Here is a 12,229-nt window from a genome sequence, read left to right on the forward strand (position 1 = left end):
CGTGACTCATAAGTGCTCGGTTATATGCGGGCCAATTGGTTGTGCGGTAGATTTTGTGTGCAGGCTTCTTCATTTGAAAATTATATCGCTGAAAAAGCCTTTACAGATAGGTTTGTGCAACAAAGCCTAGCGAAACTAAAAATGGCGATACGTTTTCTTGTCATTATTTTTTAAAGGATGAAATGCTTTCGCAGTCCATCTTTTTTTCAATTGTGGATAATGTCTAAATTATCCACAATTTTGCTTCGATTGAAGCATGAATTTGTGGATAAATGTTTAAGATGAACAGCTCACCATCACTTCAGGCACATCAGTTGGCAAGGGGCCTAAATCTTCTGTTGTTTCCAGTTCAGGCTGTTTCAGATAAGGCTGGCATAGTAATGTAAATAAGCGTTCAACTTCAGAAAAATCATTACGCTCTGCCAGTTCAATGGCTTTTTGCGCCATGTGATTTCGCAAAATATAATGCGGATTGGCCTTTGCCATTTCAGCATCTAAAGCATCGGTGTCCTGATGCTCACGGATACTTTCATATTGGGCCAAGAAACCTTCAAAGGCGTGGCGGTCTAAGCAGTCATCTTTAATGGCTTCATATTCATGATTTTGCAGACGAATAAAGCTTTGCGTGTAATCCAGCTGTTCACTTTGCAGAATACGCAAAAAGGCCATGGCGCAGTCAAAGCTGTCTTGATGGAAACTTGGCAAACCCATTTTCTGAGCTAAGCCCAATTTATAATGTTCCAAGAAGGTCAGTTCAAAATGCTCTAAGCATTGGGCTAAATCGTCTTTCCATTGTTCTTTGTCATAATTCGCAGGGCAGAGCGGAACGAGATTATTCAGCCATTGCCATAAATTCCAATGCCCAATACTCGGCTGCTGCTGATAGGTATAGCGACCCTGATAATCTGAATGGTTGTTGATCCAGTTTGGACGGAAGCGCTCCATAAAGCCATAAGGGCCAAAGTCTAGGGTTGAACCTGTGATATTTAAATTATCAGTATTCATCACGCCATGTGCGAAACCAATGAGCTGCCATTTGGCAATCATCACCGCAGTACGCTGAATGACTTGGGTCGCAAAGGCCAAAATGGGTTGTTCTGTATCTAAACATTCAGGGTAATGCCATTCAATACATTTTTGGGTAAATTCAGGCAGTAAATCGCCCTGATATTGGTTGATCCATTCAAAATGTCCCAAACGAATATGACAGTCTGATGTACGTAGCATCATCGCGCCAAGCTCGAGTTTTTCACGCTGCACACCTTGCTCAGAGCTGGTAAAACCCACGGCATTACTCGATGCAACACCTAAGCTGTTCAGCGCATGTCCTGCAAGATATTCACGAACTACTGAACGTAGCACTGCACGGCCATCACCCATGCGTGAATAAGGCGTAGAACCTGCACCTTTGAGATGGAGGTCTATTGTTTGACCTTGCTTATTGAGGATTTGAGCAATCAGTAAACCGCGTCCATCACCAAGTTGACCAGCCCATTGACCAAACTGATGACCAGCATAGACCATCGCTAGAGGCTCAAATTCCTCAAATGTTTTTTGCCCGCTGCAAATCTCTACCCATTGAGCTTTATCTTCATCCGACCATTGTAACTGTTCAGCCAAAGCAGCATTAAAATGCCCAGCTTTTGCACCTTTTAATGGGGAAGGGAGTTGGTGGTGATACAGTTTAGGACTAAGTGTCGAATATCGAGTATTGAATTGCATAAGTGCGAAAATACATTTGAAATGAGTTTTACTATAGCAAAGTGCGCTATGAAAACTGTAGCTTTAAAATGAACAAAGCCTCCATCAGGAGGCTTTGTTGTGTGAACAAGAAGTAGGAGAACAGCTTAAACCGTTTTTTTCTTCAAGTTACGCATCAATTGATTCAGTGTTTCACGGTGATGTGAAAGACGTTGCTCAACTTGTTGGAACTCAAGCTTTAACTTGTCATCCATTTGATGGATTTTTTCAGCAACGGCGGTTTTCTTCGCTTGAATTTCCTGTTCTTTTAATTTCGCCCAGTCATTCAAGGTTTGCGAAAACGCATCATATTCTTGAGAAATACGTTGTTTTGCTGTGGCGATGTCATCGGTCATATTCAGACCATAAATCGCAAGGTCTTGTTCAGCATATTTAAACTTCATGGCCAACTCAGCTTTTTTAATATTAAAGCTTGGAATACGGCGTAAGTTCTTTGCCAAACCTAATTTAGAACATGACCAAATTAACCATTTAGTTGGGTCATATTGCCACCACTTAACACCATTACGGTAGTCGTATTGGAAAATGTGGTGATAGTTATGATAACCCTCACCCCAAGTAGCAATAGCTAGAACAAAGTTGTCGCGTGCTGTATTTTCATCAGTATACGGACGTTTGCCCCACATATGGCAAAGTGAGTTAATAAAGAAAGTTACGTGATGGCTTAAGATTAAACGCATTAAACCGCCTAATAACAATACGCCCCACATATCGCCCACAGCCCAACCAATTGGTAACAAAATAGCTGCGTGAACGGCAATCACTAAAGGGATGTAATATTTGTCTTGGAACATCACGACTTTATCTTTTAATAAGTCAGGTGCATTTTTATAGTTTGGTGCTGCTGCTGGATAATCACGAAGCATCCAACCAATATGTGCATACCAAAAACCACGGTTGATTGAGTATGGATCTTGATCCACATCATCAACATGACGGTGATGTGTACGGTGGCCTGAAGCCCAAAATAAAATACTATTTTGAACGGCAAAAGTACCCATCAGCATTAAAATGATTTTTAATGGTAGAGTTGCTTCATAAGCACGATGTGCCCATAAGCGGTGGTAGCCCGCCGTGATTCCTAAACTGCTAACGCCCAGTAAGATAATCATACTGATCCATGCAGCAGCACTAAAATCATGATTCATGGCATATAACGGAATAGCGATAACAGCAACAATTGGTAAGAACACCAATGCAAAAATCGCGATCCAGTTCATTGGGGCTTTGGGTAGGGGAGCATTCATCTCCAACAGCACTCCTGAAACCTTGGGAGGTATTATTGAGGTTAATCCCTTTATTTTTTTAAGGGATTAGAGTTGTACAGCATATTAGCACGGTAAAACCCGATTTAACCACTGTTATTGTACAGTTGTATTGTACTAAACAGTAACATAATAAGACTGAAGTTTTCTGACTTTTTAAAGGGAAGATGAACATGCATAAATATCAGCAAAATAAGCATAAAAAACTGCTGAAAATACTTAAAAACCACATGGTTTATGGTGTGTTAAGTAGTCTATTCGGTTTGGCAGCATGTCAAAGTTCCACGCCTTCTGGAATGACTACTAAGTCATCAAGCAGTTCGGTGGAACGTCCTTTAAAAGTCACCCGATTGTCTGATGGGATTCAAGATGTGCAATGGGACATTGTGCAAATATCAGGAAACAAGGCGAAGTTTTTTCACAGTAGCCCCTATCTATTATTCAATTCACAATTTAAACAAATTCAAGGCAATACGGGGTGTAATCGTATAGAGGGTAACTATGTGATGGATACTTTGAAAGGCAGCATTGATCTGAATGCGCGTGCAGGATATTTAAGTTGTGATTCTGCCTTGGCACAAGAGGCCGAACTGTCCGATGTGCTACAAGCAGTCACGCAATTTCAAATACACGGGAAACGTATGACTATGCAGAATAGCCGTGGTCAGACGCTACTTGTCCTTGAGCGTAAATCATCCTTTCAGTACAACTAGGCATAGGTATGATTAGTAGAATGATGCAGTATTAAAAATGCTGCATCATTAATTTTGGAAAATCGGTAATTAAACCGTTTATACCTAAATCCTTTAATTCTTTCGCACGTTCAATATCATTGACAGTCCAAACACTGATATTCAGGTTTGCTTGTTGCGTCGCTCGAATCATTTCTTTCGTTGCCAGTTGATTCATCCAGCCAATTTGACAACATCCTAAAGCTAGGGCTTGATCAATCGCTTTAAATTGGACGTTATCTTCAATCAATAAACCATGTTTGAAATGAGACTTCTGCGTGTTGAGGGCGTAATGAATTTTGGGGTCAAAACTGGTAATCACCGCAGATTGTTCGAAACCTTTTAGTTGATGTTGCAAAACCGCTGTAAGTTGATCTGCTTCATCTTGGTTTTTCACCGCTTTCACCTCAACTTCGATATGATCAAAGTTATGGATGATCTTCAGCGTTTGATCTAATAAAGGTGTTGGCTCAACTTTATTCCATTCAGACCATGTCACTGCATGGTTATACGGTTCTAGTTCAGAACTTTCGCATTCATATAGATACTTATCTTGGCCGGTGGTACGGATGAATTGATCGTCATGCATCACAATCAAGGCGCGATCTTTTAGCTGTCGCACATCAAATTCAACGGCGCGTATGCCTAAATCTTGAATATATTGGAAACCACCTAGGGTATTTTCAGGTGCTTCACCACGAGCGCCACGGTGACCGATTATGCGCATACGAGGCCTACAAAAAAGGATGTTAAGAACATAATGTCCTGTAAGAATGACAGGGAGATGACACTGTTATTTTGATCCGATCATCCTGAAATACAAGAATGATCGGATGAAATGTTTCGATTTATTTCAATGTAAAATTGATTTTTAATTGGTCAAAACTGTAGTGAGAAAAGAGACTTGTTGCAGCACAGTTTATTGATCAATGGTGTCATTGATATTTTTTTGCCATAGCACTTCAGAACCTCCTTCAGCACGCTGCAAAGCGCGTGATGCCACAAATAACCAATCGGATAAACGATTGAGTAATTGCAGTGAGTTGGCTTGAATATTTTGATCACGACTATGTACAGACATGACGCTACGTTCTGCACGGCGGCACACGCTACGTGCTTGATGGGCAAAGCTGCACACCAATGTTCCTGATGGCAGGATAAAGTCTTTGAGCATTGGTAGTGCTTCGTTCATACGGTCAATGTCTTTTTCTAAAAATTCAATTGATACCGCTTGTACCAAATTAAAGTTTGGAATGCAGACTTCACCACCAAGATCGAATAACCAATGTTGAATCAAACTGAGTGATTTATCCCACGTTGCTTTATCTATGATACTGCTGACAGCTATTTGTGAACGTAAAATACCGATAGCAGCATTCAGTTCATCGACATCACCGAGTGCAGTGATACGCAAATCATCTTTGGCAACGCGTGAACCATCACCTAAGCCTGTGGTGCCTGAGTCGCCTGTGCGAGTATAAATTTTACTTAAACGGTGGCCCATTTTAATTGTCCATTTTTGATTAAAAGTTGAATAACACGGTGTGAAATTAGTACTTAACTGTCAGGCCAATAGAAGCCAAACGGCCGCCATTCATATAGTACAAACCTGAACCATAAGATGAGGTTTTGTATTCTACATCGCCAATATTTTGTAGATTAGTGAATAACTTCAGGTTTGGATTGACTTGCCAAAATGCACTGATATCAACAGTGGCATAGCCCGGATTACGCGCTTGATAATCTGCAGTGTCAGATTTAGCATTTAGAGTAGCATTCATCCCATAAATGTCATTGCTCCAACCTGTAGTTAAACTCAGATTTTGGCGTGGGCGTCGTTGTAAATCCTCTTTGGTTTCATTATTTTGTGCTTTTACATAGTTGTAGCTTAACTTATTCGACCACCCGCCATTTTGCCACTGTACGTAGCTTTCAATGCCTTGATAGATCGCCTCATTGAGGTTTTCTAGCGTGTATTGCGGGCCATTGACAATAAGATCATTCACTTTGGTGTGGTATAAAGACAAGCCTGTACTAAAACCATGGTTGAATTTCTGATCTAAGCCAATTTCATACGATACACTTTCTTCGGGTCGCAGTTTCGTATTTCCTGACCAGCTATTATAAAGTTCATCCAAGGTTGGAGATTTAAATGCAGTGCCGATATTGGCGTAAATACTGGTCAAGGGTAAAATCTGATAACGCACAGCTGCCTGTCCTACAGTATGAGAGCCGTATTTGGCATCATCTTCAAGGCGTAACCCAAGCTGGGTATTTAAGCCATCTTGTTGATATTGATGCTGCACATAGTAGCCAGTACTGCGATTATCATCGTGGTAACCCGTTCCATAAGAAATGATGTCGCCTTCAATTTTACGATGAGTAACACCTGTAAGTAGCGTTTGTGTCGAAGTGAGCTTTAATTTTGAGTAAAGTTCAGCTTCTTGAGTCTTATTATGCGTAAAATCACTATTCGCCAGTTGATTAAGTTCATCTTTAAACTGAGACACTCGCGCATGAACTTCCCAATTTGGCATGAATTGGATTTCACCACGCAGATTAATATTTTCATTGTTAAAGTCTTGCGCAGTATTGCTATAGTTTAGGCAGTTATAGTCTTTATCTTCATTGCTACAACTAACATAAAAATTACGCCCTTCGTTATAACTATAATCTAATGAATACGCATGATTGTCCTGTTTAGAACCAAATTTTGCACTCCAGCCTTTTTGATCATAACTGGCTGTACTGAGTTCATCTAAATCGAAAACTTTGGTTGCATCTGATTCAAGGCGCTGTCCACGAACTTGAGCGTAGTAGCTGTTTTCAACAAGGTCTGCACCAATAATACTTTTATAGGTTTTATGTTCACCCAATTCTGCACTTGCAAAGGCGCTATTTTGAGTTGGTATTTTTGAAATGATTTGAACCACACCACCTATGGCATCAGAACCATATAGTACAGAGGCGGGGCCCTTAAGAATTTCAATTTGCTGAATATCAGTGGTATCTAAAAATTGTAGGGGTGCCATACCTGAGCTAGCTGAATTTAAACGCACACCATCACGTAGCACGAGAGTATGATCAGATTCGGTTCCACGTAAAAAAATAGATGCAACTTGTCCTAAGCCGCCATTTTGAACCATGTTAATGGACGCATCATTACGTAATAAATCACTCATTTGAGAAATCGGCGATTGTTCAATGGTTTGTGGCTCAATAATGGAAATACGTGCTGGCACATTTTCTAATTTTTCTTGTGAGCGTGTTGCAGTCACCACAATGGTATCCATTGTCGGTTGAGCAATGCGCGATTCATTTGCAAAACAAGATGTAGAAAAAGCCCAAGCGGCAGCAATGCCTGTAGCGAGTGCTGTAGGGCGAGCTAAAGTTGACATGCGATGCTCCATACATTTACCCCACGTAAATGATTGAGTGATAGAACACAGTGAGCAGGTATCGGACTGGCAAATTTACTTTTGCGCACCGTTGCGGGGGCAGTGTTGTCGAAACTTCCCATGCCAACTGTTGTGAATAGAATGAATTATAAAGAACTCATGTTAGGTGGACAATCACATCTGTCAGGCTTTTATTGGAATTGAATAATCCCTTGACTTGAAGTGGATCAGAAATTAATCTGCCTGCGCTTCAGGTGCTTCCTTAATATGAGAAGTGAAACTGGGAAGTCAGTAAAATAGCCTAACCGTGATTTTAATCTGACACTGCCCCCGCAACGGTGAATCGTTATTTAATAACGTAAGTCCGGAGACCGGCCTGATGCAAACCTATACCTAATGCGGCGGGCGTTATAACAGGATTGCATCACTGTGCCTATTATTGTGGCTCTGTTTGCTGACCCTGAATCCGCCTCGCGTTATCCACTTTTATTATTCGCACGGGCGGTGCGATCGGGGAATACAGCATGCATTCTTTCTCTAAGACTCTCATCGGGTCGATCTTTGTTTTATCTCCACTTTCTGCAGCGATGGCAGCAGACCAAGTTCATCAACTTCCAGTCATAACCAACACGGTTGCCAATATTGTTGAGCAAGACGCACAGAAGACCTTAGCTGCCGTGACTGTAATTGACCGTTCAGAAATTGAACGTAAGCAGTTTAGTTCGTTGCAAGATCTACTACGTACAGTGCCTGGGGTAACCTATAGCAATACTGGCGGTTTAGGTAAAACTATAAGTGTTTCAATTCGCGGTACAGGTAACCGTCATGCATTAGTCTTGGTCGATGGTCAAAAAGTAGGTTCTGCTACTTTAGGTGAAACCGCTTTTGAACATTTTCCAATTGATCAGATTGAACGAGTGGAAGTTTTACGTGGCCCACGTTCAAGCTTATATGGTTCAGAAGCCATTGGTGGTGTAATTCAAATCTTTACCCGTAAAGGAAATCAAAATGGTATCAAGCCATTTGCATCGTTTACCTATGGCTCGCATGAAACTTATCAAGGGAATGTTGGTTTAAATATTCGCCAAAATGATACATGGGCAACATTAAATTTAGCTGGTACGAAAACTAAAGGGATTGATGCGACAAATATCACTGAAGTACCTGACTTAGATAAAGATGGCTATGAAAATAAGTCTGCATCTTTACGTATGGGACATAAATTCAGTGATCAATTTGATGTAGATGCAAGCATATTGGTTGTAAATGGTGAAAATGAATATGATAGCAAGGATCTACCATGGACTCCCGATGTTGAAAATGTTCATAGTAAAATAGAGCAAAATGTTTACAGCATTGGTGCAACCTATAAGCCATTCGATATGTGGACTACAGGATTAAAGTTAGGCCGTTCTGAAGATAAATTAGATAGCCGAGATGGTTATCCATCAGTTATTAATACACAGCGTGACAGCTTGTCATGGTTAAACACGTTGAACTTTAATAAGCAAAATACCTTGATGCTTGGCTTTGATTATCAGAATGATGAAGTTTCAGGTACGAAACCTTATGCTGTTAAAGAGCGAGATAACAAAGCTTACTTTGCACAATATCTAGGTTCATTTGGTGACTTTGATGTGCAAGGTGCTATTCGTCAAGATGATAACGAGCAGTTTGGTAATCATACGACTGGTAGTGCGACTTTAGGATATCGCTTTAATGATGCTGTACAAACGTATGTTAGTTATGGGACAGCATTTAAAGCTCCAACATTCAATGATTTATATTGGCCAGGAAGTGAAAACCCGACCTTAGTACCAGAAGAATCTGAAAACTATGAAGTTGGTTTCAAAGGTGTGGTGAGTGATGTTCAATGGGAACTTAATGGTTTTTATAATGAAATTGAAAATATGATCGCATGGGCACCAAATGCATCTGGGAACAATGTTCCAAGCAATATAGATAAGGCAAAAATTAAAGGTGCTGAAGTATCATTCACTCAGCAATTAAATGATTTTGTTTGGAATCTGAATTATACATATCAAGAACCTGAAAACGAAACAGCAGGGCTTCATGGCAAGCAGCTGGTCTTAAAGCCAAAGCAAATCTTTAATGCATCAGCTGATTATACGATGGATAAGTGGACTGTCGGTGCTTCAGTTCATGCGGAAGATAAGCGTTATACCAATGCTGCAAATACTGATTTGGGCTCTTTTGCTACAGTAGATACGCGAGTAACTTATCAAGCAACGCCTGAATTCAGTGTTCAAGCCAAGCTTGCCAATATGTTTGATAAAGAATATTCGACAAACTACAGCAATAGCACTTTATACAACCAAGACGGCCGCACAGCTTGGGTAACCTTGCGTTATGCAATGAAATAATCGATGAAAATGTGAAAAAAGCCCTGATCATTCAGGGCTTTTTATTTTTGCTGCGGAAACATGCTGAAAATCCACGCAATCTATGAAAATTGCATTACAATGATTCGCCCTCATATTTATAGATAGGCTATGAATAGGGCGGAGTTAGAGCCACAATAATATGCGAACCCGTGCCAAAATTTGCGGAATCACACGTATTCAAGATATCCAGTCTGTAGTCCAAGCTGGCGCAGATGCCATCGGATTTGTCTTCTTTGCGCCCAGTCCACGCAGTGTAACGGCAGTGCAGGCTGCTGAATTGGTTCAGCATGTCCCTGCATATGTGCAAACTGTGGGTTTATTTGTGAATGCATCGCAGGATGAAATTGCCGAGATTTTAAAACAAGCACCTGTCGATATTTTGCAGTTTCATGGTGATGAAACGCCTGAACAATGCAATCAGATCTCGCAGCAGGTTGGCCGCCGCTGGTATAAAGCCATTCAAATGAAACCTGATATGGATGTGATTGCTGAAATACAGCAGTATCAGAACGCTGGGGCAAGCGCAGTGCTTTTGGATGCATGGCATCCTGAACTCAAAGGTGGAACAGGGCACAGTTTTGACTGGACTCAATTCCCCAAACTCGATATTCCATTAATCTTGGCAGGCGGTTTAAAGCCTGACAATATTGAAGACGCTATAAAGACGACCAATGCTTATGCAGTTGATGTCAGCGGAGGCGTAGAGTCCGCTAAAGGTATCAAAGACAAGAAACTCATTGAACAGTTTATGCAAGGAGTCCAACGTGGATCAGCAAAATAAGATTGACTATACCCAATTCCCAGATGAACGCGGGCATTTCGGTATCCATGGCGGACGTTTTGTGTCAGAAACTCTAATGGCAGCATTAGAAGACTTAGAAAAACTTTATTTCCGTATGAAGGATGATCCTAAGTTTCTGGCAGAATTCGACCGTGATCTAGCCTATTATGTAGGTCGTCCTAGTCCTCTTTATTATGCTGAACGATGGTCAAAAGAACTTGGCGGTGCGCAAATTTACTTAAAACGTGAAGACCTAAACCATACAGGCTCGCATAAAGTAAACAACACGATTGGTCAGGCTTTACTGGCTAAACTTTCAGGCAAAAAACGCATTATTGCGGAAACAGGCGCGGGCCAGCATGGTGTAGCAACGGCAACAATTGCAGCGCGTTTAGGCCTTGAATGTGTAGTGTTTATGGGTGCTGAAGACGTTAAACGTCAAGCCATGAACGTGTACCGCATGCGTTTGCTTGGTGCGACTGTTGTACCTGTCGAAAGCGGTTCAAAAACATTGAAAGATGCCATGAACGAAGCGATGCGTGACTGGGTAACCAATGTTGACTCTACTTATTATGTGATTGGTACAGTGGCTGGCCCGCACCCATATCCACAACTAGTACGTGATTTCCAATCGATCATTGGCCGTGAAGCACGTAAACAGATTCAAGAACAAGCAGGCCGCTTACCAGATGCCTTGGTGGCATGTGTGGGCGGCGGTTCAAATGCAATGGGCTTGTTCTATCCATTCTTGAACGATGAAGATGTAAAAATGTACGGTGTTGAAGCGGCAGGCTACGGCATTGAAACAGGCAAACACTCTGCACCATTAAATGCAGGACATGTTGGTGTGCTTCATGGCAACCGTACCTATTTAATGTCGGATGAACAAGGTCAGATCATTGAAACGCATTCAATTTCTGCAGGTCTGGATTATCCAGGTGTAGGCCCTGAGCACAGCTTTTTAAAAGATATGCACCGTGTGAACTACGTGCCGATCAATGACAATGAAGCATTGCAAGGCTTCCGTGATTTAACTCAAATTGAAGGTATTATCCCTGCGCTAGAAAGCTCACATGCAATGGCGTATGTGACCAAGCTGGCGCCAACTATGGATAAAGACCAAATCATTATTGCCACCGTTTCAGGCCGTGGTGATAAAGACTTGATGACCGTTGCTCGCATTGATGGCGTTGAAATGGTTGAGATGTAATTTCGCTTTTCAGCCTCTTCCTTTGGGAGAGGTTTGGAGAGGGTGAAGAAAAAATCGCGCAGAAGCTATTCTGTGCGATTTTTTTATAACACTGAAGAAACTATTTTGATTTGCCTACAAAAACCTAGCAGAATAAAAGTGTATATTGCGTCACAATAATGATGAAACTCTACTGCTTAAGAAAGATTTTATAACAATGACGTTTACTCAATTGGTTCGAGCTGAATCCTTTCCTCAACACATTTCATGGCAATGGCGTGATACTTTTGCACTGTGTATTCTCCCACTGATATTTTTTAATAGCTTTATCCTAGAACAACTTTTTGGTATTTCTGTTCAGGTTGCTTTAGGGGATTCAATTTTTCGGGGCATCTTATTTATTGCGGTAGGTTGGCTGTATAAAAGCATGCTGTCTATGCATTGGCAAAAGTATAAGCAGGCCTTTTGGCGTTCTAGCCTTTTAGTCGTGATAGGCGCAATCGTGTTGCAGGTGGTGATTTCTTTAACCCGCAGTGTTTTACCGTTGGGGTCGAGTGGTGAAGAAAAGCCATCTATCTTAAAGTGAAAGAGGACTCCACCCGACAGTCAGGGTGGAGGTGAATTTCAAAGATTTTAACCTTGTTGGTTTTCAATGTATTTTTTAATAATATCCAAAGGTGCGCCACCACAAGACCCTGC

General features: G+C 41.3%; 10 protein-coding genes and 1 riboswitch. Of the genes, 5 read left to right on the plus strand and 5 right to left on the minus strand.

Going from position 1 to position 12,229, the window contains the following annotated elements; all coding sequences use genetic code 11:
- Positions 1-276 precede the first annotated feature (276 nt).
- Positions 277-1,722 (minus strand): YdiU family protein, encoded by a 1,446-nt coding sequence (locus FTT84_RS14815; protein WP_180081648.1) that lies wholly within the window; start codon positions 1,720-1,722, stop codon positions 277-279.
- A 125-nt stretch (positions 1,723-1,847) separates the two neighbouring features.
- Positions 1,848-3,008: an acyl-CoA desaturase gene (locus FTT84_RS14820; RefSeq protein WP_180081646.1), complete on the minus strand. Its 1,161-nt coding sequence runs from the start codon at positions 3,006-3,008 to the stop codon at positions 1,848-1,850.
- A 191-nt stretch (positions 3,009-3,199) separates the two neighbouring features.
- On the opposite strand from FTT84_RS14820, the gene FTT84_RS14825 reads away from it, so the two are divergent.
- The gene (locus FTT84_RS14825; protein WP_180081644.1) at positions 3,200-3,739 is read left to right on the plus strand and encodes an META domain-containing protein; all 540 of its coding nucleotides are present in this window, start codon (positions 3,200-3,202) and stop codon (positions 3,737-3,739) included.
- 31 nt (positions 3,740-3,770) lie between these two features.
- Here the strand turns inward: FTT84_RS14825 and FTT84_RS14830 are convergent, their stop codons facing one another.
- The 3 genes from FTT84_RS14830 to FTT84_RS14840 form a co-directional block, all read right to left on the minus strand.
- Positions 3,771-4,484, minus strand: a complete 714-nt coding sequence (locus FTT84_RS14830) for a glycerophosphodiester phosphodiesterase (RefSeq protein WP_067767703.1) — start codon at positions 4,482-4,484, stop codon at positions 3,771-3,773.
- A 192-nt stretch (positions 4,485-4,676) separates the two neighbouring features.
- Entirely contained in the window at positions 4,677-5,261 is a 585-nt protein-coding gene (locus FTT84_RS14835) for a cob(I)yrinic acid a,c-diamide adenosyltransferase (protein WP_180081642.1), read from the minus strand.
- Between the two features lie 46 nt (positions 5,262-5,307).
- Positions 5,308-7,155, minus strand: a complete 1,848-nt coding sequence (locus tag FTT84_RS14840) for a TonB-dependent siderophore receptor (protein WP_257223423.1) — start codon at positions 7,153-7,155, stop codon at positions 5,308-5,310.
- 235 nt (positions 7,156-7,390) lie between these two features.
- Positions 7,391-7,550, plus strand: a riboswitch (cobalamin riboswitch).
- Positions 7,551-7,679: 129 nt separating this feature from the next.
- Between FTT84_RS14840 and FTT84_RS14845 the strand changes: the two genes are divergently transcribed.
- The 4 genes from FTT84_RS14845 to FTT84_RS14860 all read left to right on the plus strand — a co-directional run bounded on the left by FTT84_RS14845 (position 7,680) and on the right by FTT84_RS14860 (position 12,116).
- Positions 7,680-9,539, plus strand: coding sequence for a TonB-dependent receptor domain-containing protein (locus FTT84_RS14845; protein ID WP_180081638.1), 1,860 nt, complete (start codon positions 7,680-7,682; stop codon positions 9,537-9,539).
- A 160-nt stretch (positions 9,540-9,699) separates the two neighbouring features.
- Positions 9,700-10,341 carry a phosphoribosylanthranilate isomerase gene (locus tag FTT84_RS14850; RefSeq protein ID WP_180081635.1) on the plus strand — a complete coding sequence of 214 codons (642 nt, stop codon included), beginning with the start codon at positions 9,700-9,702 and terminating at the stop codon, positions 10,339-10,341.
- Entirely contained in the window at positions 10,325-11,551 is a 1,227-nt protein-coding gene (trpB, locus tag FTT84_RS14855) for a tryptophan synthase subunit beta (RefSeq protein ID WP_067767692.1), read from the plus strand. The genes FTT84_RS14850 and trpB overlap by 17 nt, the downstream gene beginning before the upstream one ends.
- 196 nt (positions 11,552-11,747) lie before the next feature.
- A complete protein-coding gene (locus tag FTT84_RS14860) occupies positions 11,748-12,116 on the plus strand; it encodes a hypothetical protein (protein WP_257222871.1) in 369 nt (122 codons plus the stop codon).
- Positions 12,117-12,229: the final 113 nt, after the last annotated feature.

It is taken from the genome of Acinetobacter sp. YH01019 (assembly GCF_013420285.1).
Lineage (GTDB): Bacteria > Pseudomonadota > Gammaproteobacteria > Pseudomonadales > Moraxellaceae > Acinetobacter > Acinetobacter gandensis.

What these genes read in the sequence shown, in the direction of transcription:
- FTT84_RS14815 (WP_180081648.1), bottom strand. Translation starts at nt 1,722, where the DNA reads ATGCAATTCAATACTCGATATTCGACACTTAGTCCTAAACTGTATCAC.
- FTT84_RS14820 (WP_180081646.1), bottom strand. Translation starts at nt 3,008, where the DNA reads ATGAATGCTCCCCTACCCAAAGCCCCAATGAACTGGATCGCGATTTTT.
- FTT84_RS14825 (WP_180081644.1), top strand. Translation starts at nt 3,200, where the DNA reads ATGCATAAATATCAGCAAAATAAGCATAAAAAACTGCTGAAAATACTT.
- FTT84_RS14830 (WP_067767703.1), bottom strand. Translation starts at nt 4,484, where the DNA reads ATGCGCATAATCGGTCACCGTGGCGCTCGTGGTGAAGCACCTGAAAAT.
- FTT84_RS14835 (WP_180081642.1), bottom strand. Translation starts at nt 5,261, where the DNA reads ATGGGCCACCGTTTAAGTAAAATTTATACTCGCACAGGCGACTCAGGC.
- FTT84_RS14840 (WP_257223423.1), bottom strand. Translation starts at nt 7,155, where the DNA reads ATGTCAACTTTAGCTCGCCCTACAGCACTCGCTACAGGCATTGCTGCC.
- FTT84_RS14845 (WP_180081638.1), top strand. Translation starts at nt 7,680, where the DNA reads ATGCATTCTTTCTCTAAGACTCTCATCGGGTCGATCTTTGTTTTATCT.
- FTT84_RS14850 (WP_180081635.1), top strand. Translation starts at nt 9,700, where the DNA reads ATGCGAACCCGTGCCAAAATTTGCGGAATCACACGTATTCAAGATATC.
- FTT84_RS14860 (WP_257222871.1), top strand. Translation starts at nt 11,748, where the DNA reads ATGACGTTTACTCAATTGGTTCGAGCTGAATCCTTTCCTCAACACATT.